This is a genomic window from Verticiella alkaliphila, from assembly GCF_018904615.1.
In the GTDB taxonomy this organism is placed as follows: domain Bacteria; phylum Pseudomonadota; class Gammaproteobacteria; order Burkholderiales; family Burkholderiaceae_B; genus Verticiella; species Verticiella alkaliphila.
This window is the reverse complement of sequence record NZ_JADCNH010000002.1, coordinates 194,260-216,691: the sequence shown is the minus strand read 5'-3', so window position 1 is coordinate 216,691 and position 22,432 is coordinate 194,260. Positions and strand designations below refer to the sequence as shown.

Genomic DNA, 22,432 nt, shown 5'->3' with positions numbered 1-22,432 from the left:
GCCCTGTCGAGCGGGGCATGCGCCATCCTGTCGCATCCAACCGGAGCCCCACGGCTCGCATCATGACCAAGAAGACATACACCCCGGCTGACAAAGACGAACCGCTGATCGAGGACATCCGTTTCCTGGGCCGGCTACTGGGCGACGTGATCCGCGAACAGGAAGGCGCAGCCGCCTTCGACCTCATCGAGCGCATCCGGCAACTGTCGGTGGCCTATCGCCGCCATGACGATCGCAAGGCCGAACGCAAGCTCGAGTCCGTGCTGACCGGGCTCACGCACGATCAGACGACGAGCGTGATCCGGGCCTTCACGTACTTCAGTCACCTCGCCAACCTTGCCGAGGATCGCCACCACATCCGCCGCCGCACATTCCATGAGCGCGCCGGCAACGTGCAGGCAGGCAGCCTGAAGGGCGCATTGAAGCGCCTGAGCGAAGCGGGCATCGACCGTGACGCCATCGTCCAGACGCTCGCGCACAGCTATATCGCCCCGGTGCTCACGGCGCACCCGACCGAGGTGCAACGCAAGAGTCTGCTGGACGCCGAACGCGGCATCGCCCAGCTACTGCTGCAGCGCGAATCCCTGCCGCCCGGCGACCTGCCCGCCAACGAGGAACAGGTGCGCGCCTGCGTGACGCAGCTCTGGCAGACGCGACTCCTGCGCACCAGCAAGCTCAGCGTGGCCGACGAGATCGACAACGCCTTGAGCTACTACGAGGCCACCTTCCTGCGCCAGATCCCGCGTCTGTACCGCGATCTGGAGCAACAGCTGGGTGACAGCGAGCTGCCGAGCTTCTTTCACATGGGGCAGTGGATCGGGGGCGATCGCGATGGCAACCCCTTCGTGACCGCCGATACCCTGGACTACGCCCTGCGCCACCAGGCCGAAGTGGCGTTGCGCTTCTACCTGACCGAAGTGCATGCGCTGGGCCGGGATCTGTCGATGTCCGCCACGCTGGTGAAGGTGACGCCCGAGATGCAGGCGCTGGCCGATGCCTCGCCCGATAAGGACGAACACCGCCAGGACGAGCCGTATCGCCGCGCGCTGACGGGGGTGTACGCGCGCCTGGCCGCCACGCTGTTCGCGCTTACCGGCGGACAGGCGGCACGCCACGCTGTGGCCCCGCAGAACCCTTACCTCACCGCCGAGGAGTTCCTCGCCGATCTGCGGGTCATCCGCGCCTCGCTGCAGGCCAATCACTCTGGCGCACTCGTGCCGCAGCGCCTGGGCCCGCTCGTGCGCGCCGTGGACGTCTTCGGCTTTCATCTGGCCACGGTGGATCTGCGCCAGAGCTCGGACAAGCACGAAGAGGTCGTGGCCGAGCTGCTCGCACACGCACGTCAGGAGGCCGATTACTCCGCGCTCGATGAAGCGGCCAAGCGCGAGCTCCTTCTGCGTCTCATCAACGATGCGCGGCCCCTGCGCGTGGCCGGCGCGGTGTACTCGGAGCACACTGAAAGCGAACTCGCGATCTTCGCCGCCGCACGCCACATGCGTGAGCGCTTCGGCGCACGCGCGATTCGCCACTACATCATCAGCCACACGGAAAGTGTGAGCGACCTGCTCGAAGTGCTGCTGCTGCAAAAGGAAGCCGGGCTCATGACCGGCCCGCTGTCTCCCGAGCTTGCCGAGCAGGCCGTCGAAGGCCCGGCGCACGCGCAGCTCATCGTCGTGCCGCTCTTCGAGACCATCGAGGACTTGCGCCAGGCCGCGCCCATCATGCGCGAGTTCTACGCGCTGCCCGGCATCGCCGACATGCTGCGCCGCTCCGGTGGCGAGCAGGACATCATGCTCGGCTACAGCGACAGCAACAAGGATGGCGGCATCTTCACGAGCAACTGGGAGCTCTATCGCGCCGAGCGCGCGCTGGCCGCGCTCTTTGCCGAGGGCGAGCCGGGCGAAGGCATCACGATGCGGCTCTTCCATGGCCGCGGCGGCACGGTGGGCCGGGGCGGCGGCCCAAGCTACGACGCCATCCTCGCCCAGCCTCCGGGCACGGTGCGCGGCCAGATCCGCCTGACCGAGCAAGGCGAAGTCATCGCCTCCAAGTACGCCAATCCCGAGATCGGGCGACGCAACCTGGAGACGCTCGTGGCCGCCACGCTCGAGGCCACGCTGCTGCCCGAAGCCAAGCCGGTACCCGAGGCCTTCCTCGACACGGCTGCCCTGCTGTCGCAGGCGAGCATGGACGCCTACCGCAAGCTCGTCTACGAGACCCCGGGCTTCACCGACTACTTCTTCGCCGCCACGCCGATCCGCGAGATCGCCGGCCTGAACATCGGCTCGCGCCCGGCCTCGCGCAAGCCCAGCCAGAAGATCGAGGATCTGCGCGCCATCCCCTGGGGCTTCAGCTGGGGCCAATGCCGCCTCACGCTGCCCGGCTGGTTCGGCTTTGGCTCCGCAGTCGAAGCCTATCTGGCGGGCGGCACCGGCAAGGCAGGCAAGAAGGATTCGCGCGAATCCCGCGAACGCTGCCTGAAGCAGATGTACCGGGAATGGTCATTCCTGCGCACCCTGCTCTCCAACATGGACATGGTCATGGCCAAGAGCGATCTCGCGCTCGCGCACCGCTATGCGGGGCTCGTGCCGGATGCGAAGCTGCGCAAGAAGATCTTCTCGGCGATCGAAGCCGAATGGCAGCGCACGCAGGATGCACTCACCCTGATCACCGGCGAATCGGATCGCCTCGCCGGCAACCCGGCGCTCGCCCGCTCGATCAAGCATCGGTTCCCGTACATCGATCCGCTGCACCACCTGCAGGTCGAGCTGCTGCGCCGGCATCGCGCGGGCGAGGACAGCCTGAGGCTGCAGCGCGGCATCCACATCTCGATCAACGGGATCGCCGCGGGCGTGCGCAACACGGGGTGATCGCGCGTTGAGCAAGCCGCACGGCGCTGCGCCTCGTGCGGCTTGTGTACGGTGCAGGCGTGCATCGCCCGTGGCCGCGCTGACGTCTGGCCGTGAGGCGTCAGCTACACCGCCGGGGCATCACCCGCCTTTTGCGCCTTCAACAACTCCACGAACCGCTGGGTCAACGGCGGGATCACGCCATCCCGGCGCACGAGAATCCCGACCGGACGCGGAAAGCGCGCGGCGTTGAGCGGCAGCGGCACCAGCCCCTCGCCATTCGGACCATCGAGCATGGACTCGCTGATGATCGAGATCAGATCGCTGTTGACGACCAGCGCGTTGAGCTGCCCCCACGCCGTGTTGCTCAATTCCACGGTGACGTGCGGTGGCGGCAATCCCGCTTCCGCAAACCGTCCCTCCACGCTTCGACGCACGGCGACGGCGGGTCCCGGCAGCAGCCATTGCGCCGTGGTGAGGTCGCGCAGGCGAAGGTGGCGCCGCGACAGCAGCGGATGCCCCTGTCGCACTACCAGGCACAGGGTGTCCTCGATCAATGGCGTTGCCTGAAGCCCGTGGGGGACGACCGTGGGTAACGCGCTCAGCGAAACATCGATCTCGCCCGCTTCGAGCGCCGTGATGAGCGCATCGTTCAGGTTGATCATCACGCGCAGCCGCGCAGCGGGGCACTGCCGGCAGAAGACGATGGCAGCTGGCGAGAAGAGCCGCTTCACGTAGAGCGGCGAGACGCCCACCTGCAGGATGCCCTGCTCGCCCAGATGCAAGTCCGCCGCCTCGCGAATCGCACTCTTCAGATTGGAGCGCAGCAACTGCGTCCGGGCCCGGAACTGGGTGGCCGGGTCGGTGAGCTGCATGCCCTTGGCGCTGCGCACGAACAACGGAAAGCCAAGCTCTGCCTCCAGACGGTGCAAGCCTTGCGTGACGGCGGGCTGCGAGACGCCCAGATCCAGCGCGGCAGCGCGCACCGTCCCGCGCTCGGCCACGGCCAGGAAATAGTCGAGGTCATCGAGGCGCAAGGTCATGATCGGCATCGCTGGGTGATTGGCGTTGCTTATCAGGATAGCCGGTTTGTTTATCCCTCGCCTTGTGTGGCTCCCGTAGACTGCGCCGCATCGGGAGACACACATGAACATCGGCAAATACATCACGCGCAGTGCGCGCTTCTGGGCAGACCGCCGGCCGTCCTTTTCGAGGATCAGGTGCTCACCTACGCTGAGCTCGAGCGCCGCTCCAACCGCCTCGTTCACGGCCTGCTGGCGCTGGGCCTGCAGCGCGGTGACCGGGTTGCGGTCGTGTCGGCCAACCGGCCGGCCCTGATCGAGATCGAATGCGCGCTCTACAAGGCAGGCCTCGTCAAGGTGGCCCTGAACGCGCGCCTGGCCCCCGCAGAGCTGGCCGATGGCCTGGCAAACGCCGAGCCAGTGGTGTGCTTCGCCGATGCCGCCCATCAGGACGACGTGGCACGCGCGGCCGAGGCACTGCCCAGCTTGCGCGTGTGCGTGCAGTTCGACGCCGATGCCCCCGCCAAGGGCTGGCTGGCTTACGAAACGATGCTCGCCGAGGCACCCAGTGAAGCGCCCCTGCACGTGGAGATGGCGCCGGACGAGCTGGCGGTGCTGCACTACACCTCCGGCTCCACCGGCAAGCTCAAGGCCGCGCAGCAGACGGTGGGCAACCGCATGGCCTCGCTGCGCAAGAACGTGATGGGCCGCATGCACGTGCAGGGCCGCGACGTGATGATGCTGAGCGGGCCTATCACGCACGCGAGCGGCATGTTCATCCAGGCGCTGCTGTACCAAGGCGCCACCATCCTGCTGCTGGATCGTTTCAAGCCCGTCGACGTGCTTGCCAGCATCGAGCGGCATCGCGTCACCATGGCCTTCATGGTGCCCACCATGATCAACGCGCTGCTTGCCGAGCCGAGCGTGCGCGAGTACGACCTGAGCAGCCTGCGGCTGCTCTCCTACGGCGCTGCGCCCATGTCGGACGCGCGCATCCGCGAGGCGTGGACGGTATTCGGCCCCGTGCTCGCGCAAGGCTACGGCGCGGCCGAGACCACGGGTGGCGTGATCGCGCTGCAATCAGAGGATCACCGGCGCGCCATCGAGGATGGTCGCCCGGAGCTCCTCGCCTCGTGCGGCCGCCCTTCCTGCGAATCCGACGTGCAGGTGCTCAACGACGCGGGCCAGCCGGTCGAAGGCGACGAGATCGGCGAGATCTGCGTGCGGGGGCCGGATGTCTTCGCGGGTTACTGGCGCGCGCCGGAATCCACGCGCGACGTGCTCGACGAGGCTGGCTGGCTGCGCACGGGCGATCTGGCGCGCGTGGACAGCGAAGGCTACATCTACATCGTCGATCGCAAGAAGGAGATGCTCGTCTCGGGCGGCTTCAACGTCTACCCGATGGAAGTCGAATCGGTGCTTGCGCGCCATCCGGCGGTCTACGAGGTCTGCGTGATCGGCGTGCCGGACGCCCATTGGGGCGAGGCGGTCAAGGCGGTCGTGGTGCTGCGTGAGGGTGCCGCGGCCACGGCCGACGAACTCATGCAGTGCGCTCGTGAGCAACTGGCCGGTTTCAAGGTGCCGCGCTCCGTGGATTTCGTGGATCAATTGCCCAAGAACGCCAACGGCAAACTCTCGCGCAAGGACGTGCGCGAACCGTACTGGCAGGGCCACACCCGCCGCGTGAACTGACCGGAGACGCCCATGACTTCCATGCTCGATCGCATCCCCGGCGCCGAACCCTTTCCCGGCTCCGCGGCCGCGCGCACCTTCATCACCGAGGTCGAAGCGTTCATCGCAGGCGACCTGGCTGCCCTGGTGTCCCGCCATGGCATCACGCACGAGTCTGGTGCCCCACGCGCCGTGCTCGACGAGATCTGGCAGTTGTCCCGTGCCAGGGGCTTCTACGGCGTGACCCTGCCCAAGTCCCTGGGCGGTGCAGGCTTCAGCGTGCTGGATCACGTCCTCATCAAGGAAGCCATCTACGCCACGGGATCGCCAGTCGCGCCGCATGTGCTCGGCGAGCTCTCCGGCCCGCCGCGCGTGGGCGCACTCGCCAAGGTGGTGAGCGCGAACCAGCTCGAACGCTTCGTGGTGCCCGTGGCCGAGGCACGCCAGGCCATCTGCTTTGCCATCACGGAAGCCGAGGCAGGATCGGACGCCGGTGCCGTGCAAACGCGCGCCGTGCGCGATGGCGATCATTACGTGCTCAACGGCGCCAAGCGCTTCATCTCGGGTGCGCCCTTCTGCGATCTGGCGCTCATCATCGCGTCCACGAGCGACGATCCGGCCCGCCGCGAAGTCAGCGCCTTCTTCGTCGAGCGCAGCACGGCGGGCTTCGCGGTCGAAGCCGGCTACAAGACCATGGCAGGTCAGGCTGGCACGGGCAACATCGTGCTCACCGACTGCCGCGTGCCGGTTGCCAACCGCCTCGGCGGCGAAGGCGACGGACTGCGCATGGCGCTGGGCCGCATCACGGTGAACCGGCTGTTGCATTGTCCTGCCATGCTGGGCCACGCGCGGGTCGCCTTTCGCGACGCGCTGGCGCATGCGAACCGGCGTCAGCAATTCGGTCGTCCGATTGCGCAATTCCAGGCGGTGCAGCACATGCTGGCCGACATGGCAACGGAACTCGCGGCGTCACGCGCCCTGATGCTGAGCGTGGCGCGCGGGCTCGACGCCGGTGACGACGCCACCGACGGCGCGTCCATGGCCAAGCTCTTCTGCTCGGAGACCGCATTTCGCGTGGCCGACAAGGCGGTGCAGGTGCTGGGCGGCGAAGGCATCGTCCAGGGCAGCCGCGTCGAGTTCCTGTTCCGCATGCTGCGCATGTACCGCGTGCTCACCGGCACGAGCGAGATCCAACGCAACACCATCGCGCGCACGCTCATCACTGCGTGACGTCGACGACAACAATGAGGAGACAAATGATGACCTTACTGACCCGCGCCGTTGGCGCCTGCGCCCTTCTGTCCCTGCCGCTCGCCCCCGTCCTGGCGGCCGATGCCGACCCCTATCCGACACGCGCGATCAAATGGATCGTGCCGTATCTGGCCGGTACGGGTCCTGACCTCACCGCACGCGTGCTGAGCGACGCCATGTCCAACGAGCTCGGCCAGCCGATCGTGGTCGAGAACCGCGGTGGCGTGGGGGGCAACCTGGGCGCACAGCTGGCCGCCCGCGCCGCGCCCGATGGCTACACCTGGCTGTACTCCGGCTCGCCCATGGCCGCGAGCATGCGGCTCTACGCGCAGCCAGGCTTCGACGTTATGAAGGATTTCGTCCATGTCGGCGGCATCTCGCGCTCCGATTCCGTCGTGCTCGTCAACAGAGCATCGCCCTACCAGACGCTGAGCGATCTGGTTGCCGGCCTGAGCGCCAAGCCGGGCGAACTCTTCTACGCGTCGGGTGGCGTGGGCACGCCTTCGCACCTGGGTGCGGAATCCCTGCTGGCCGTGACGCAGACAACGTCGTCCCACGTGCCCTACAAGGGCGCCTCGGAATCGACCAATGCCGTAGCCAGTGACCAGGTGAGCTTCGCGCTGTCGCTCATCGGACCGGCATTGCCGCACATACAGGGTGGACGGCTCAAGCCGCTTGCCGTGCTGTCGCCCGAGCGCAACCGCATGCTTCCCGAGGTGCCGACCACGGCCGAGGCCGGCGTGGCCGATGCCGTCGTGATGGCATATGGTGGCCTGTCGGTGCCCGCGGGCACACCGCCGGCTGTGGTGAGCCGCATTGCCGCCGCGCTCGACGCCGCGCTGCAGCGCGACGACGTGCGCGGCAAGTTGGAGAACTCGGGCTTGACGGTAACGCCCGCGTCGAGCGAAGCCTACACGCAGCTACTGCGTGACGAGATGCTCGCCACGCAGCAGCTCGCCGACAAGGTGAACCTGCCGCGTCAGTGATGTCGCCGGTCGCGTGAGGCGTCGGCTATGCTTTCGGCATGGCTTTCTCCGCACGGCGCTGGCTGCGCATCCTGCTGATCGTGGTGCTGCTCGGTGTTGCGAGCTGGGCGGCGTTCTGGTTCGTCGTGGGCTCGATGTTCGAGCGGGCCGTCACTGCCATCACGGGCGGTGACGACACCGTCCTCTCAGCACTCGATCCGGCCCAAGGGCCGTATCGCCTCGTCGTTCGCACCCAGCCGGCCAGCGGCGGGGATGCCCGCATCTGGCTCATCGACGATCAGGCGGCCCTCCAGCAGTATCGCGATGCGGTGGACGTCACCTTCCACCTCACGGAGTGGCTGCCCGGAGAAGGCCGGGGCGATTACTACCTCTATGTGTATCGCGGCCCGGAGCGCGTGGCGGGGCGCGGTGCCCCCAATGCGCATCAGATCAAGGTCCCGCCGGCGCTGCTCGACACGGGACGCCCGCTGCGCCTGGAGGAGCGTTTGCTCCCCCGCGAGCCCTTCCTGCGGACGCTGGCAGCCGTGCGCGCCCAGCCCGACACGCTGATCCGCGAGCTCGACACGCCGGACGCAGACCCCGCCTACGAGCACGACTTCCAGGTGACGTTTCCCACGATTGCCGTGGCCTCGGACAGCGGGTTCGATGTCGATGCCTATGGCGAGCAACTGGCGCAGCGCGTGCAGCAGGCGCTGCCTGGCGTTCCCTTGCGTCTGGCCCATCACTACGCCGAGCCGCATTCGCTGCAGATCCTGGACGACGCGGGCGACTATCAACGTGACGCCAACGGCGAGCCCATCGAGCTTGCCGGCATCGCGCTCTATACCGTGCATCTGCAATGGCAGGGCACCCCGGCCGCGCAGCGCGCACTCCACCGGCTGGACTTGACGGGTTACGTCGCCGAACACGTGAACATGCAGAGCATCGGCACGGCCTGGATGGCCGCGACCCAGGACGCCCAACCGCCTCGCTCGATGACGCTGCCGAACTACACCCATCGCGCCCGTGTCGGCCCCGCCTACGAGCGCGAGTATCGACTGCGGTACTGGGAACCGATCCGCTGATCGCAGGCGACGCGCAAGCCTCTCATGGCCCCTGCGCGGTTCCCTTCGCCGGGCACCGAGCCAGAAGGCCGCTGCGCCTGCGAGGCTAGGCCAGCTCCAGCCGGTTGCCGCCCAGGGACTTGGCCCGGTAGAGCGCCCGGTCCGCTGCGGCCAGGGCCCCGGCGAGCGTGGGCGCGTTGGGCTCGCATTGCGCGACACCGATGCTTACCGTGGCCGGCATGCGCAGGTGGTCCGTGCGGCTGGCCATCGTCTGCGTAAAACGCCCGCCGACTTCCTCGGCCAGCGTCTGCGCCTGCCAGGCGTCGTCGCCCACCAGCACTGCGGCGAACTCCTCGCCGCCGATGCGGGCCACCACGGTTCCCGGCCCGACCACCTCGCGCAACACCTGCGCGAAGGATTTCAGGACTTCGTCGCCACCATGGTGACCATAGCGATCGTTGATCGACTTGAACTGATCCAGATCGAACGCCAGCACCGAGACCGGGCCGACGCTCATGGCGCGCGTGCCCTGCTCGAAGAACCATTTGCGATTGCCCAGCCGTGTCAGGTAATCGGTCTGGACTTCATGCAGCAGCTTGCCGTGCGCCTCGTCGCGGATCATCCGCAGCAGCGTCATCGGCAGCAGGATCGAATAGAGCACGCCGAGGTAGATCGTGATGCTGCTGGCGATCCCGAGCAGGCCGGAACCGTACACCACCGTCAGCCACGGCAGCACATAGGCGCGCGTGGCGTACACCAGCGTGTGGGCGACCGACAGCGCAATCACGATGTAGCGCGTGCGCGAGGCGCGCATGGCGTCGCTGCGCCACATCTCCCAAGCCGTCAGCCCGTTCACGAAGGCGATCGGGACGGAACTCCAGTACGTCCACATCAGCTCGCGCATGGATTCGCCGACCCAGACCCAGGCTGCAGCGGTGCCCAACAGCACGACAGCAGAGGCGACGAGATAGCGCCGCTGACTCAACGCCGCGATCCCGTGGAGCACGAGCAGGTATCCGCTCAGGACGAAAAGATTTGCCACGGCAGAGCCGACCACGCCCGGCACCCCGGGCAGGCGCAGGCGCACGAGCGCCAGGCCGCAGCCCAACGCCAGCGTCGCGAACCCCGCCGCGAGCAGACGCAGCACGCGGGCCCTCCCCGGATTGGCGCGACTCTCCCACCACGTCATGCCGGCGCTGGCGAGAAGCGTTCCTACGATGAGCTTGTAGAGGGTGAGGAGATCAACAGACATGCCGGGAAAGGGAGGCGCGGGGCTGCCCTCGCGGCAGCGGCGCGCCATTTTACGGGCGATCGCGTGGCAAAAAGGTAACGATGACGGCCAGTGTGACGCCTCGACAACGGCCGCAGCCCGCCCTCGCCTAGCGCTTGGCCCAGTCCCGCACGGCCTGCATCGTGTTGTCCACGTGCTGGTGAGGATTACCGCTGGTGTACTCGTAGAGCACCCGCCCCTCGGGCGAGATCACGTAGGAGATGCGGTTGGCGTGATTGCGCTGCGTGCCGGCGCTGGCATCGTAGGCGCGGATGATCTCGCCACGCGGGTCCGAGCCGACAGCGAACTTGCCGCCACAGGCGCTGACGGAGAAGGATTTCAGGGTGTCGATCGTGTCGTTGGACATGCCGATGACGGTAGCGCCCAGCGCACGGAAATCGTCGGCGGCCTCGGCAAAGCTGTGGGCTTCGATCGTGCAACCCGCCGTGAAGGCGGCTGGATAGAAATACAGCACGACCGGCCCCTGGGCCAGCGCCTTCGCCAGGGAGAACTCGAACACATCGCCTGCCAGCGCCGCCTGGGTGCTGAAGTCCGGCGCGGGCGCACCCACGGGCAGCGCCGCATGGGCAGGCGTCACGACGGCGGCCACGGCGATGACGACAGCAGAAGCAGGGTGCCACGGTGTCATGCGGAGTCCTCCGGAGCGGGATGTCGGCGAAAGGTCCACTGTACTGCCACGCAGCCCCCCGTTGAAGCGCTTTTCGGTGGATGGCAGTGCCCGACGGCGGCAAATCGCCACCAGGCCCCGGCCCAGCGCAGTGCGCTGGTGCTGGCGCTGTCGGTGGGGCACCCGGTGGGAGACCTGGGCACACGGCTTGCCTTCGTCCCGATTCCGGGCCGCTTCGCCGCCCACCGCCCTGGCTCCGCCTCCGCATGGATTCGCTCACCGCTTCGCCCGCTGTTGCCTCGGCCCGCGCCGACCGGCTCTCCATCGTCGTCGACGCTGCGCCCTACTATCGGGCCGTCAAGGAAGCCCTTCTGCAGGCCCGCCACAGCGTCTTTCTGATCGGCTGGGATTTCGACGCCCGCATGAAACTCCAGCCCGAGGGCGCCACCCTGCCCGGCCCAAACCGCATCGGCCCCTTCCTCTCCTGGCTGGCGCGGCGCAATCCGGCCCTGCGCATTCGGATCCTCAAGTGGGACATGGGGCTTTTCGCCTCGATGGCTCGCGGCGAGACCCCGGTGTTCATCGTGCGCTGGCTCTTCGGCAAGCGGGTGGCCATGAAACTCGATCACGCCCACCCGCCCCTGTCGGCACATCACTCCAAGATCCTCGTCATCGACGACGCCCTGGCCTTCTGCGGCGGCATCGACATCACCATGGGCCGCTGGGACACGAGCGAGCACCGCGAAGAGCAGCCGTCGCGCACCACCCCGCGCGGCAAGCCGCTGCCCCCCTGGCACGACGCGACCACCTGCGCCAGCGGCCCCGTGGCCCGCGTGCTGGGCAATCTCGCGCGCCAGCGCTGGTACAACGCCACCGGGGAAGTCCCTGATGCGCCCCCACCCACGCCGTCCCCCTGGCCCGACAGCCTCACGCCGGATTTCACCGACGTCGCCGTGCGCGTGGCGCGCACCCAGCCCCTGTACGGCGACAACCCCGAGATCCGCGAGATCGAACGCGAGACACTGAAAATCATCGCCGGCGCCCGGCGCACGCTGTACATCGAAAACCAGTACCTGACCTCGGTCATGGCGGTCGATGCGCTGTGCGCGCGCCTGCGCGAGGACGACGGCCCCGAGATCGTCGTCATCTGCCCGCGCAATGCCGATGGCTGGCTGGAGATGAAGACGATGGACTCGGCGCGCACCATCATGCTGCACCGCCTGCGCGAGGCCGACCGCCATGGGCGCTTTCGCATCTGGCACCCGCACAACGAGGCCGGTACGCCCATCTACGTCCACGCCAAGATCCTGATCGCCGACGACGAGGTGATCAAGATCGGCTCCGCGAACCTGAACAACCGCTCCATGGGCTTCGACACCGAGTGCGACGTGATCGTCCAGGCCTGCAACGACGCGGAGCGCGCGCAGATCGGCCGCATCCGGGGCCGCCTGGTGGCCGAGCACCTGGCCATCAAAGAGGGGGTACTGCACGAGACCCTTGCGCAACAGAGCTCGCTCATCGCCGCGATCGAGCACCTCAATGGCCGGCAACCGAAAGGCCTGACACGGATCGAGCCGCGAGCGCTCGATGCCGTGGACGAGGCGCTCGCGCAATCGCCCATGGCCGATCCGGAAGGCCGGGCCGGCGTGTGGCGCGGCCTGAGTCGCACCCGCAGGCGGCGCGCGCTTCTCAAAGGGCAGACGACGTGAGTCCCCGATGCTGCCCCCCCTTCAACGCGCGTGACCGCGAGCGCACGCAGTCTCTCACTGGTCACCGGAAACCGAACGCATGAATGCTGCAGCCAGCGGCCTCCAGAGCCTGGGCGATATCGTCCAGCAATTGCGCGAGGTGGGCGAAGATCAGGATCAGGTAAGCGTGGCCGACATCCGCGAGGCTTTCGGCGAGCGCAGCGCCGGCCCCTTTCTCGTCATTCCAGCCGTGTTCGAGATCAGCCCCATCGGCGCGATTCCCGGCCTGCCCACCGTCCTTGCCCTCATCATCATCGTCTTCGCCGCGCAGATCGTCCTGGGTCGCAAGCACCTGTGGATGCCCGGGTGGCTGGAGCGGCGTAGCCTCAAAGGCAGCAGCCTGAAGAAGGCGGCCGACGCCATGCAGAAGCCCACCCGCTGGGTGGACCGCATCATCCGACCGCGCCTGGATTGGCTCGTCTCCCGCCGCGTGCTGGCGGCCGTGTGCATCCTGCTGTGCCTGACCGTGCCGGCGCTGGAGCTCGTGCCCTTCGCGAGCACGGCGCCGATGGGCGCGATCATCCTGCTCGGCCTGGCGATGACGGCGCGCGATGGCCTGGTCGCGGCACTCGGCCTGGTCCTGGCTGTGGGTGCCGCGGTGCTGGTGGGGCAATCGCTGCTGGGGTGAGCACGCTACCCACCCCGGCGCACCTCACCGCAGGAAGCTCGCCTCGATGGCGCGCATGGCCTTGTCGCCCTGAAGCTCGATGATCTCCTTCACGCTGGGCAGCGTGCCATCGACTTCGCGGATCCCGCCCGTGCGACGGATCTCGGCAAACACGTGCCGCATGGCGCCCACGGCCGCACGAATCGCGTGATTGCCGTAGATGACGACGCCGACCTTGCGCAGCGCGGCGATGTCCGCTTCCCAGCCCTCGGACGACTTCGACGTGCTGATCACGCGCGACCTGAGCCTGTCGGGTACGGAAAGCTGGGAATTGGTGCGGGAGGAACTCGTGTGCGTGGGCGCGCCCGCGCTGGTGGCGAACCATCACGCGCGGTCACGGCGGCACTGGCCGATGGTGGCTGCGCGCTCACGCCCGGACCTGGTGGCGCGATGGGCCGTGGCCACAGAGACGGCGCCAGACGAACTCCGGGTGATCGCCACCTACGACCACCTGTTTCTGGCCGTCACGGCGGCGATTGCAGGTACCGGCTTTCTGGTGGCGCCGCGCCTGCTCGTGCACAGCGCGATCGCCACGGGCGCCCTGGTGCTGGCCGATGAGCACACGATCGGCTCAGGTGCGACCTACGTGGCCTATGTGAACCCGCACAGCGCCCACACACAGAGCGCAGTGGCGTTCTGTCGATGGCTGAAAGGCATGCTGCGGGATTACTCGCGCTCTGTCACAACCGACGTTCTCACTTCGGGCGGAACGTCAACGTGACGGGCTTGCCCGCCTGGTAGGTCGCGCGCGAGGGACCGTAAGCGGGATCGAAGCCGGGCTGCCATGCCCGCAGCTCGGTGTCCGACAGCCATTCGAGCTGGAGCGCATCAACGTCGGCGAATCCATCGAACTGCGCGAGCGCGTGGACGGCCGACTGACACGGCTCCGAGACGCCCTGGGGCAACACCGAGACCTGTAGCTTCTGCGTGCCGAACCAGGCGCCGTTCTGCTGGCAGCGGCGAACTTCGACGTGATATTGGCTGCTGGGCGAGGCCAGGCTGGACACGATCTCGTTGGAACCGCACGCAACGAGGACAGGCAGCAACGGCAGGGACAGCGCAAGACGTCTCATCGAAGGCGTGACCGCCGGGCGGCCGATGGTGAACAATGCCGGTACGATACTATGCAGCGCACGCGGTGCACACGCGCCTGCCCGCCCCCCAACTTCCGGATGACAGGTGGTACATGCTTCGACGCTTTCTGGTGGGCACGACGATGGCCCTGGTAGCCGCGACCGCAGGCGCAGCCGAGCCGGTCTCCTATGCGGGCTTCTACACGAACAACAGGGTCTATGAGATCACGGCCGATCTCACGTTGAAGTCAGGCAATACCTACGATGTGGCCCTGTCCACCACCCTGCCCATGGAGGGCGAGCGCCCGGGCTGCGGCGGCAGCATCGAGGGAGAGATCACGGTCACGGGCGACAGCACCACGATGAAGGTGGCCAACGAGGGTTTCTTCGCCAACGAGCCCGAGTCGCTCGTGAACGCGCGCTTCTGCGAGATCAGGATGACTTTCCTGGATGCCTGGACGATCAAGATCGAGGAAGTGGCCGGGTGCGGCTACTACCACGGGGCCGCGTGCAGCTTCGATGCCGTCGTCGAGAGCGACGCCAAGGGGATCTGAGCCGCGGCTCAGTCCGACACGGCCAGCAGATCGCCCGCGATGAGCGGCAGCTTGAGGTAGCTCACGCCGTTGCTTTCGGCGGGCGGCAAGTGCCCTGCCCGCATGTTCACCTGCACCGAGGGCAGCATCAGCCGAGGCACGGCCAGCGTGGCGTCGCGCGTGGTGCGCATGGTGGTGAAGGTAGCCTCGTCGATACCGTCGTGCACGTGCACGTTGTCCTGCCGCTGCGCGCCGATGGTAGTTTCCCACGCATACACATCGCGCCCGGGCGCCTTGTAGTCGTGGCACACGAAGACCCGTGCGGCTTCGGGCAACGACAGCAGCCGCCGGATGGAGCGATAGAGCTGCCCCGCATCCCCACCGGGGAAATCGCAGCGCGCCGTGCCGTAATCCGGCATGAAGAGCGTGTCGCCGGCAAACACCGCATCGCCGATCACGTACGCCAGACACGCCGGGGTATGCCCGGGCACGTGCAGGGCCACGGCTTCCAGACCGCCGATCCGGAAGCGGTCGCCATCCCCGAACAGGTGGTCGAACTGGCTGCCGTCACGCGCGAAGGCCCGGTCTTCGTTGAAGAGCGTGCCGAACGTGCGCTGGATCGCCCGGATGCCCTGGCCGATCGCGAGCTCGCCGCCCAGCTGCTTCTGCAGGTAAGGGCCGGCGGACAGGTGATCCGCGTGGGCGTGGGTCTCCAGGAGCCAACGCACGCCGAGCCCCTCGGCCCGGACGTGATCGATCACAGGCCGCGCGGGCCCGGCTGAGACCTTGCCCGATGCCTGATCGAAACCCAGCACGCTGTCGAGCACGGCACACGCATCCGAATCGGGATCCCGCACCACGTAGCTGACGGTGCAGGAATCCTCATCGAAAAAGCCCTGCACCACCGGCCGGGGCGCATGCCCCTGCCGGGCGCGCTCGATGAGGGTGCACGCGGTTTCGCGGGCGGTGTCGAATGCGTAGGCCATGGCTTGCGTCATCACTGAACCGTGATGTTGGCGTCCTGGATGATCTTGCCGTAGCGGGTCATCTCTTCCGTGATGTACTGCGAGAACGCGGCGGAATCCTTGTAGGCGGCTTCGAAGCCCAGCGAAGCCAGACGCTCCTTCATGGCCGGCTCGTTCATGATCTTGGCCGACGCTGCCTCGAGCTGCGCCACGATCGGAGCAGGCGTCTTGGCGGGCGCCCAGAGGCCATACCAGGAATAGAGATTGAAGTCAGGAAAGCCCGCTTCGGCCATGGTGGGCACGTCCGGCAACAAGGGGCTGCGCTCGTTGGCGGTGATGGCCAGCGGGCGCAGGTTGCCGGAACGCACCTGCGGCAGCGAGGAGAGCATCGGGTCCATCATGCCCGAGACCTGCCCGCCCACCACGTCCTGCAGGGCGGGCGCGGCGCCCTTGTAGAGCACGATGGGGATGCGATCCGTCAGCGCGTTGTCGTTCAGGAACTTGGCGGCACCCAGGTGACCGGCCGAGCCGAAGCCGCTGGTGGCGAGCGAGTACTTGCCCGGGTTGGTCTTGAGTTCCTTCACGAACTCCGGCACCGTCTTGGCGGGCACGTTGGGATTGACGCTGAAGATCAGCGCGCCGCGCGAGAGCAGGCTCACGGGCGTGAAATCCTTCACCGCATCGAACGTGACCTTTTCCTTGTACAGCAGCGGATTGATGGAGTGGATCGAGGCGTTGAAGTACAAGGTGTAGCCATCGGGCTGGGCCCGGGCGGCATAGGCAGCCCCGATCATGCCCGAGGCACCCGCCTTGTTCTCGACGACGACCGACTGCTTGAGCTCGGCGCTCAGGCGCTCGGCGTAGATCCGCGCCATGTTGTCGACCGCGCCGCCCGGTGCGTGAGGCACCAGCAGCGTGACGGGACGGGTGGGGTAATTCTCCTGGGCGGCGGCAGCGGACGCGGCCGCGACGCTGAACAGACCTGCTGCAAACGTGGCGCTCACGGCGACACGACGAGTCACGCTTTTCATGGACTTTCCTGGACATGCAAAGTTGGCAAAACCCCGCACGTGACGCACCTGCAGCAGGCAACGCCCCGGCACCTAGCTCCTCGCCTCCCCTCCTGGAGGACTCAAAACGTACCGGGATAGCCTCCGCCATCGATCAGTATGCTTTGCCCTGTCATATACCCGGTGTGCGCCGAGCACATGTACGCGCACAACGCCCCGAGTTCCTCCGGCTGGCCATAGCGGCCGGCCGGGGTGTTGCTGCCCCGCTCTTCCCACAGCTGCTCGAAGGATTTGCCGGTGGACTCCAGCATGCCGCGGATGTGGCGGCGCTGGGCGTCCGTGGCGAAGACCCCGGGCAGCAGGTTGTTGATCGTGACGTTATGACGCACCGTCTGGCGGGCGAGACCGGCGACAAAACCGACCAGCCCCGAACGCGCGCCATTGGAGAGGCCGAGTTCGAGCTGAGGGGTCTTGACGCTGCGGGACACGATATTAACGATCCGGCCGAATTTGCGCTCGATCATTCCATCGACCGTGCGGCGGATCATCTCGATCGGACCCAGCATCATGGCGTCGATGGCCGCGTGCCAGTCCGCCACACGCCACTCGCGGAAATCCCCAGGCTCGGGGCCATCGGCGTTGTTGATCAGGATGTCCGGTGCCGGACACGCCTGCAACGCCGCGTCACGCCCGGCTTCGGTGGCGATGTCGGCCACCACCACCTGCACCGGGTTGCCCGTCACCGCCGAGATCTCGGCGGCCGCCTGTTCGAGTGTGGCCAGGGTGCGCGCGGCGATCGTCACCTGCACGCCTTCCTGCGAGAGCTGCTGCGCGCAGGCGCGGCCCATGCCGCGGCTGCCACCGAACACGAGTGCCCGCTTGCCGTGAATGCCCAGATCCATGCCGGCGCGCTCAGAGCGACTTCAGTTCGGCGGAGGACCAGCCGTACTTCTTGTCGAGTTCCAGATCGCGCACCACGCGCAGGCCCTGCTTGAGCGCCTCGGGGGCCATGCCCTTCAGCGGCTTGCGCAGCTCGCCCGCGGGCAAGCCCACCGCCTTCATGAGCGACTTGATGGCCACCGGGTTGATGGCGGCGTACGAGAAGTGCAGCATCGGCAGCAGGTGCAGGTACATGTCGCGGAAGCTTTCCGACACGTCCGTCGTGGCCCACGGCTTGGAGATCACGGCCATTTCGGCCGGTGCGATGTTGCCAGTCATGTTGGCGGTGCCGTGGCCGCCCAGGCTCATGGTCGGCACGACCAGACCCAGGTTGGGCGAGTCGCAGCACATGATGGCCACATCCGTGCGGGCCCGCAGCATCTGGGCGACCTGGCCCACGCGCGTGGTCGATTCCTTGTGCACGACGTAGTTCGGGTGCTTGAAGATGCGGATCAGGCTGTCCCAGTGCAGGTCGGTCTTCACGCGCGGCGGGTTGTTGTACAGGCCCAGCGGCAGGTCCGTGGCATCGGCCACTTCCAGGAAGTAGTCCTCGATGTCGGCTTCGGGGCCGCAGATGTACGAGGGGGCGGCCAGGATCGCGCCATCCGCACCGTTGTCCTTCGCAAAGCGCAGGTAGTCGATGGTGGTGGCGGTGTTGTTGCCCGTGCAGCCGTAGAAGAACTTCATCTTGCCAGTCTTCATCTTCGCCGTCTCGGCGATGATCTGCTGGCGCTCCTGCTGCGAGAGCATGGAGACTTCGCCCGTGGAGCCCATGATCAGCACGGCGCTCGAGCCGTTGTCTTCATGGAACTTCAGCAGCGTGCGAAAACCTTCGAAGTCGACACTGCCGTCGGCGTTGAACGGGGTGATCAAGGCAACGAACGAACCTTCGATCTTCATCTTGGCCATAACAAAATCTCCGAAATTCAGGGGTAACGATGAGCCGGCGCGGCGCCGGCCCGGCAACGTCTGGGGTCAGGCGGCGAGCGCCTGCGATTCGGCAACCTGGCGCATCGCCGCGAAGCCGCGCGAGAGATCCGCGATCAGGTCGCAGGTATCTTCCAGGCCGATGTGCAGGCGCAGCGCCTGGCCGTCGAACGGCCAGCGCGCGGTGACGCGATCACCAGACGGGTCGAACGGAATGATAAGGCTCTCGAAGCCACCCCAGGATACGCCAAGGCCAAAATATTGCAGCGCATCGATGAAGGCGGTGACGGCGGCCTTGGGCTGAGGCTTCAGAACGACGGCGAACAGGCCGCACGAGCCGAGGAAGTCGCGCTTCCAGAGTTCGTGGCCCGGATGGCTCGGCAGCGCCGGGTGCAGCACGCGCTCGACGTCGGCGTGGGCCTCGAGCCAGGTGGCGACTTCGATTGCCGCCTTCTCGTGCTGGCGCAGGCGCACGCTCATGGTGCGCAGGCCGCGCAGGGCGAGGTAGATGTCGTCCGGGCCGGCCGTCTGGCCCAGATCCTGGGCGGCCTGACGGATCAGCGGCCAGGCTTCCTGGTTGCAGGTGACGATGCCAAGCATCGCGTCCGAGTGGCCGACGATGTACTTGGTGGCAGCCTGGATCGACACGTCCACGCCATGCTCGAACGGCTTGAAGAAGAGCGGCGTGCCCCAGGTATTGTCCATCACGACGCGCGCACCATGGCGGTGCGCCACGGTGGCGATGGCCGGGATGTCCTGGATCTCGAAGGTCTCGGAGCCGGGCGACTCAACGTAGATCACCTTCGTGTTGGGACGGATGAAGGCTTCGATGCCTTCGCCCGCGAGCGGATCGTAGATGGTGGTCTCGACGCCGAAGCGGCCCATCACGCGGGTCAGGAAGCCTCGGGTGGGCGAATAGGCGCTGTCCGTGAGGAGCACGTGATCGCCTGCCGAGAGCAGCCCCGTCAGCGCTGCCGCGCAGGCAGCCAGGCCTGAGGGGAAGACCTGCGAGCGATAGCCGCCCTCGAGCTCGGCCACGGCTTCCTCGAGCGCGTGGTGCGTGGCGTTGCCAAAGCGGCCGTACGTGCTGGCACCGGCTTCGTCGGCCGCGCGGCGACGCTTCTTGTCTTCCCATTCGGCCATGGAGCCGTGCAGGACGGTGGAGCCACGCACGACAGGGGTGTTCACCACACCGCCGAAGCGTTCCGGGTGGCGACCCGCGGTCACCAATTGAGTATTCTCTTTCATTGCGTCTGACTGCCTATTGGAGAGTTCGCCGACGCTGGCCGCTCATGCAGGGGCGATTGCCCGCGGCGTGCCGGGTACGGAACACGGCTTCAGTATAGGAATGACACAGGGTAAAAATTTTTCGTTTTTGTTCTCGAAATCGAAGGAATTCGAAAAATTCTTTCCTGTCGCCTCCTTACAATGCAATAAACACCTCGTCAGCACGCGGCTTCGCTTCATTTCGCCGCTGCTGACCCAGCTCCTTCTTCGATATTGTCATGCCGGTTGCCCCCCAGCGTTACCCCTCGCTCTCTCATTGGGGCGCCTTCACCGCCGTGGTGGCCGATGGCCAGCTCCAGCACTGTGAGCCCTTCCATCGTGACCCCGCGCCCTCGCGCATCCTGGAATCCATGCCCGGCATGGTGCACTCGCCGTTGCGCATCACCCGGCCGGCCGTGCGTGCAGGCTGGCTGATCGACCGCGAAGCATCGGATCGCAGCGCGCGCGGCAGCGACACCTTCGTCGAAGTCGATTGGGACGTGGCGCTCGCCCTGGTGAGCGACGAGCTCACGCGGGTACGCACCGAGTTCGGCGCAGAAGCGCTCTTCGGTGGCTCGTACGGCTGGTCCTCCGCCGGGCGGCTGCACCATGCGCGCACCCTCACCCACCGCTTTCTGAATGCCGGCGGCGGCTGCGTCAACCAGGCGGGCAACTACAGCTGGGGCGCCGCGCAATTCCTGCTGCCCCACGTCATCGGCGACTACGCTGCCGTCACCGGCCGCGTCACGGATTGGAAGAACGTCGCGGCCAATACGCGGCTCATGGTCGCCTTCGGCGGTATCGCGGTGCGCAATGGCCAGATCACCTCGGGCGGCGCGGGCGAACACGTGCTGCCCCGCTGGCTGGCGCTCGCCGCCGAGTCCGGGGTCGAGTTCGTCGTCGTGAGCCCCTCGCGGGGCGACGTGCCGGCGGGCGTGTCTGCCCGCTGGATCCCCATCCGCCCGAACACCGACACCGCGATGATGCTGGGCATGGTGCACACGCTGCTCACCGAGCAGCGGCACGATGCGGCCTTCGTGCAGCAATACTGCGTGGGCTTCGATCGCTTTGCGGACTACGTGCTCGGCAAGACGGACGGCCAGCCCAAGAGTGCCGACTGGGCCGCGCAGGTGTGCGGCGTGCCCGCCGCCGAGATCCAGGCGCTCGCCCGCCAGGCGGCAGGCACCCGCACGATGCTCACCTGCGCCTGGTCGCTGCAGCGCGCCCACCATGGCGAGCAGCCCTACTGGACGGTGATCGCGCTGGCATCGGCGCTGGGGCAGATCGGCCTGCCGGGCGGCGGCTTCGCCTTCGGGCATGGCTCCATCAATGGCGTGGGCAATCCGCGGCCGGCAGCACCCGCACCGGAAATGAGCGCCGGACAGAATCCCGCCAAGCGGGCCATTCCGGTGGCGCGCATCGCCGATATGCTGCTGCACCCCGGCGAGACCTACGCCTTCAACGGCCGCGAAGACGTCTATCCCGACATCCAGATGGTGTACTGGGCGGGTGGCAACCCGTTCCACCACCATCAGGATCTGAACCGGCTCGTGCAGGCGTGGCAAAAGCCCCAGACCGTCGTGGTGCACGAGAGCTGGTGGACGCCCACTGCCCGGCGCGCGGACATCGTGCTGCCGGCCACCACCACGCTCGAACGCAACGACATCGGCGGCTCCTCGCGCGATCGCTTCCTCTTGGCCATGCACCAGGCGCTGCCGCCGCAGGGCCAGAGCCGCAACGACTTCGACATCTACCGCGAACTCGCCGCGCGCGGCGGCTTCGAGGAAGCCTTCACCGGCGGGCGCGACGAGATGCAGTGGCTGCGCCACATCTATGCCGGCATGGAGACGGCCTGGCGGACGGCGGGTGCAGACGTGCCGGATTTCGACGCGTTCTGGGCGACGGGCTTTCTGGAGCTGCCCGAGCCGCCGAAAGACTTCATCATGATGGAAGCCTTCCGGCAGGACCCGGCGGCGAACCCGCTCAAGACGCCGTCCGGACGCATCGAGATCTATTCGGAACGCATCGCGGGCTTCGATTACGCAGACTGCCCGCCCCACCCGGCCTGGGTGCCACCCGCAGAATGGCTGGGCGCGGATCGCGCCGGGCGCTTTCCGCTGCACCTCGTCACCTGCCAGCCGGCGGACAAGCTGCATTCACAAATGGATGCCGGCACGCTCTCGCGCGCGGCCAAGGTGCATGGCCGCGAGCGCGTGCGGCTCTCGCGCGTCGAGGCCGAGCGCCGCGGCCTGGCAGCCGAGGACCTGGTCAAGGTGTTCAACGATCGGGGCGCCTGCATCGCGGCAGTGGTGATCGACGAGGACGTCATGCCCGGCGTGGCTGTCATGGCCACCGGCGCCTGGTTCGACCCGGCCAACGCCAGCCTCGAGCGGCACGGCAATCCCAACGTACTCACCCTGGATACCGGCACCTCCCAGCTCACGCAGGCGCCGAGCGCGCTGTCGGCGCTGGTGGAGATCGCGGCGTGGGAAGGGCCGGTGCCGGCGGTCAAGGCATTCGAGAAGCCTGCCCTCGTCGCCGCGGGATGACGGGCCGCGTCAGGCGCGAAGGCCGGGGCAGGCGC

Annotated in this window: 18 protein-coding genes and 2 pseudogenes; 10 read left to right on the top strand and 10 right to left on the bottom strand. The window is 67.4% G+C overall.

Features of this window, described 5'->3' with window-relative positions:
• Positions 1-62: 62 nt before the first annotated feature.
• A complete protein-coding gene (ppc, locus tag IMZ29_RS02590) occupies positions 63-2,870 on the top strand; it encodes a phosphoenolpyruvate carboxylase (RefSeq protein ID WP_216180038.1) in 2,808 nt (935 codons plus the stop codon).
• Positions 2,871-2,974: 104 nt separating this feature from the next.
• Here ppc and IMZ29_RS02585 read toward each other — a convergent pair whose 3' ends face one another.
• Positions 2,975-3,892, bottom strand: coding sequence for a LysR family transcriptional regulator (locus IMZ29_RS02585; protein WP_216180036.1), 918 nt, complete (start codon positions 3,890-3,892; stop codon positions 2,975-2,977).
• A 103-nt stretch (positions 3,893-3,995) separates the two neighbouring features.
• Here IMZ29_RS02585 and IMZ29_RS02580 point away from each other — a divergent pair.
• The 4 genes and pseudogenes from IMZ29_RS02580 (at position 3,996) to IMZ29_RS02565 (ending at position 8,843) form a co-directional block, all read left to right on the top strand.
• A pseudogene (locus IMZ29_RS02580) lies at positions 3,996-5,563 on the top strand (AMP-binding protein).
• A gap of 21 nt (positions 5,564-5,584) precedes the next feature.
• On the top strand, positions 5,585-6,772 hold the full coding sequence (locus IMZ29_RS02575) for an acyl-CoA dehydrogenase family protein (protein ID WP_371820087.1): 1,188 nt from the start codon (positions 5,585-5,587) through the stop codon (positions 6,770-6,772).
• A 29-nt stretch (positions 6,773-6,801) separates the two neighbouring features.
• Positions 6,802-7,779, top strand: coding sequence for a Bug family tripartite tricarboxylate transporter substrate binding protein (locus tag IMZ29_RS02570; protein WP_253206675.1), 978 nt, complete (start codon positions 6,802-6,804; stop codon positions 7,777-7,779).
• A 38-nt stretch (positions 7,780-7,817) separates the two neighbouring features.
• The gene (locus IMZ29_RS02565; RefSeq protein WP_216180031.1) at positions 7,818-8,843 is read left to right on the top strand and encodes a hypothetical protein; all 1,026 of its coding nucleotides are present in this window, start codon (positions 7,818-7,820) and stop codon (positions 8,841-8,843) included.
• Between the two features lie 85 nt (positions 8,844-8,928).
• Here IMZ29_RS02565 and IMZ29_RS02560 read toward each other — a convergent pair whose 3' ends face one another.
• On the bottom strand, positions 8,929-10,074 hold the full coding sequence (locus IMZ29_RS02560; RefSeq protein ID WP_216180028.1) for a GGDEF domain-containing protein: 1,146 nt from the start codon (positions 10,072-10,074) through the stop codon (positions 8,929-8,931).
• A 127-nt stretch (positions 10,075-10,201) separates the two neighbouring features.
• Positions 10,202-10,741, bottom strand: a complete 540-nt coding sequence (locus IMZ29_RS02555) for a peroxiredoxin (RefSeq protein WP_216180025.1) — start codon at positions 10,739-10,741, stop codon at positions 10,202-10,204.
• Positions 10,742-10,986: 245 nt separating this feature from the next.
• Here IMZ29_RS02555 and IMZ29_RS02550 point away from each other — a divergent pair, with 245 nt between their 5' ends.
• Together IMZ29_RS02550 and IMZ29_RS02545 are read left to right on the top strand one after the other, a co-directional pair.
• Entirely contained in the window at positions 10,987-12,429 is a 1,443-nt protein-coding gene (locus IMZ29_RS02550) for a phospholipase D-like domain-containing protein (RefSeq protein ID WP_216180022.1), read from the top strand.
• Positions 12,430-12,508: 79 nt separating this feature from the next.
• Positions 12,509-13,096, top strand: coding sequence for an exopolysaccharide biosynthesis protein (locus tag IMZ29_RS02545; protein WP_216180019.1), 588 nt, complete (start codon positions 12,509-12,511; stop codon positions 13,094-13,096).
• Between the two features lie 24 nt (positions 13,097-13,120).
• Here the strand turns inward: IMZ29_RS02545 and IMZ29_RS02540 are convergent.
• Positions 13,121-13,336 (bottom strand): annotated as a pseudogene (locus tag IMZ29_RS02540) (phosphoenolpyruvate phosphomutase); the annotation flags it as partial.
• A gap of 22 nt (positions 13,337-13,358) precedes the next feature.
• Here IMZ29_RS02540 and IMZ29_RS02535 point away from each other — a divergent pair.
• Complete coding sequence (locus IMZ29_RS02535) at positions 13,359-13,856, top strand: LysR substrate-binding domain-containing protein (RefSeq protein WP_371820080.1); 498 nt, start codon at positions 13,359-13,361, stop codon at positions 13,854-13,856.
• On the opposite strand, the gene IMZ29_RS02530 is transcribed toward IMZ29_RS02535, so the two are convergent.
• Positions 13,831-14,244 (bottom strand): hypothetical protein, encoded by a 414-nt coding sequence (locus IMZ29_RS02530; protein ID WP_253206674.1) that lies wholly within the window; start codon positions 14,242-14,244, stop codon positions 13,831-13,833. The genes IMZ29_RS02535 and IMZ29_RS02530 overlap by 26 nt on opposite strands.
• Positions 14,245-14,321: 77 nt before the next feature.
• On the opposite strand from IMZ29_RS02530, the gene IMZ29_RS02525 reads away from it, so the two are divergent.
• Positions 14,322-14,762, top strand: a complete 441-nt coding sequence (locus IMZ29_RS02525; protein ID WP_216180013.1) for a hypothetical protein — start codon at positions 14,322-14,324, stop codon at positions 14,760-14,762.
• 8 nt (positions 14,763-14,770) lie between these two features.
• Here IMZ29_RS02525 and IMZ29_RS02520 read toward each other — a convergent pair whose 3' ends face one another.
• From IMZ29_RS02520 to metC, 5 genes are all read right to left on the bottom strand, one after another.
• On the bottom strand, positions 14,771-15,727 hold the full coding sequence (locus IMZ29_RS02520; protein WP_216180010.1) for an MBL fold metallo-hydrolase: 957 nt from the start codon (positions 15,725-15,727) through the stop codon (positions 14,771-14,773).
• An 11-nt stretch (positions 15,728-15,738) separates the two neighbouring features.
• Entirely contained in the window at positions 15,739-16,737 is a 999-nt protein-coding gene (locus IMZ29_RS02515; protein WP_216180007.1) for a Bug family tripartite tricarboxylate transporter substrate binding protein, read from the bottom strand.
• 101 nt (positions 16,738-16,838) lie between these two features.
• Positions 16,839-17,618, bottom strand: a complete 780-nt coding sequence (locus IMZ29_RS02510) for an SDR family oxidoreductase (RefSeq protein WP_216180005.1) — start codon at positions 17,616-17,618, stop codon at positions 16,839-16,841.
• Between the two features lie 10 nt (positions 17,619-17,628).
• Positions 17,629-18,564 (bottom strand): 4-hydroxy-tetrahydrodipicolinate synthase family protein, encoded by a 936-nt coding sequence (locus IMZ29_RS02505; RefSeq protein ID WP_216180003.1) that lies wholly within the window; start codon positions 18,562-18,564, stop codon positions 17,629-17,631.
• 66 nt (positions 18,565-18,630) lie between these two features.
• Positions 18,631-19,830 carry a cystathionine beta-lyase gene (gene metC, locus IMZ29_RS02500; RefSeq protein ID WP_216180001.1) on the bottom strand — a complete coding sequence of 400 codons (1,200 nt, stop codon included), beginning with the start codon at positions 19,828-19,830 and terminating at the stop codon, positions 18,631-18,633.
• Positions 19,831-20,087: 257 nt separating this feature from the next.
• Here metC and IMZ29_RS02495 point away from each other — a divergent pair, with 257 nt between their 5' ends.
• Positions 20,088-22,397: a molybdopterin-dependent oxidoreductase gene (locus tag IMZ29_RS02495; RefSeq protein WP_216179999.1), complete on the top strand. Its 2,310-nt coding sequence runs from the start codon at positions 20,088-20,090 to the stop codon at positions 22,395-22,397.
• The last annotated feature ends 35 nt before the right edge of the window (positions 22,398-22,432 follow it).

What these genes read in the sequence shown, in the direction of transcription:
- ppc (WP_216180038.1), top strand. Translation starts at nt 63, where the DNA reads ATGACCAAGAAGACATACACCCCGGCTGACAAAGACGAACCGCTGATC.
- IMZ29_RS02585 (WP_216180036.1), bottom strand. Translation starts at nt 3,892, where the DNA reads ATGACCTTGCGCCTCGATGACCTCGACTATTTCCTGGCCGTGGCCGAG.
- IMZ29_RS02575 (WP_371820087.1), top strand. Translation starts at nt 5,585, where the DNA reads ATGCTCGATCGCATCCCCGGCGCCGAACCCTTTCCCGGCTCCGCGGCC.
- IMZ29_RS02570 (WP_253206675.1), top strand. Translation starts at nt 6,802, where the DNA reads ATGACCTTACTGACCCGCGCCGTTGGCGCCTGCGCCCTTCTGTCCCTG.
- IMZ29_RS02565 (WP_216180031.1), top strand. Translation starts at nt 7,818, where the DNA reads ATGGCTTTCTCCGCACGGCGCTGGCTGCGCATCCTGCTGATCGTGGTG.
- IMZ29_RS02560 (WP_216180028.1), bottom strand. Translation starts at nt 10,074, where the DNA reads ATGTCTGTTGATCTCCTCACCCTCTACAAGCTCATCGTAGGAACGCTT.
- IMZ29_RS02555 (WP_216180025.1), bottom strand. Translation starts at nt 10,741, where the DNA reads ATGACACCGTGGCACCCTGCTTCTGCTGTCGTCATCGCCGTGGCCGCC.
- IMZ29_RS02550 (WP_216180022.1), top strand. Translation starts at nt 10,987, where the DNA reads ATGGATTCGCTCACCGCTTCGCCCGCTGTTGCCTCGGCCCGCGCCGAC.
- IMZ29_RS02545 (WP_216180019.1), top strand. Translation starts at nt 12,509, where the DNA reads ATGAATGCTGCAGCCAGCGGCCTCCAGAGCCTGGGCGATATCGTCCAG.
- IMZ29_RS02525 (WP_216180013.1), top strand. Translation starts at nt 14,322, where the DNA reads ATGCTTCGACGCTTTCTGGTGGGCACGACGATGGCCCTGGTAGCCGCG.
- IMZ29_RS02520 (WP_216180010.1), bottom strand. Translation starts at nt 15,727, where the DNA reads ATGGCCTACGCATTCGACACCGCCCGCGAAACCGCGTGCACCCTCATC.
- IMZ29_RS02515 (WP_216180007.1), bottom strand. Translation starts at nt 16,737, where the DNA reads ATGAAAAGCGTGACTCGTCGTGTCGCCGTGAGCGCCACGTTTGCAGCA.
- IMZ29_RS02510 (WP_216180005.1), bottom strand. Translation starts at nt 17,618, where the DNA reads ATGGATCTGGGCATTCACGGCAAGCGGGCACTCGTGTTCGGTGGCAGC.
- IMZ29_RS02505 (WP_216180003.1), bottom strand. Translation starts at nt 18,564, where the DNA reads ATGGCCAAGATGAAGATCGAAGGTTCGTTCGTTGCCTTGATCACCCCG.
- metC (WP_216180001.1), bottom strand. Translation starts at nt 19,830, where the DNA reads ATGAAAGAGAATACTCAATTGGTGACCGCGGGTCGCCACCCGGAACGC.
- IMZ29_RS02495 (WP_216179999.1), top strand. Translation starts at nt 20,088, where the DNA reads ATGCCGGTTGCCCCCCAGCGTTACCCCTCGCTCTCTCATTGGGGCGCC.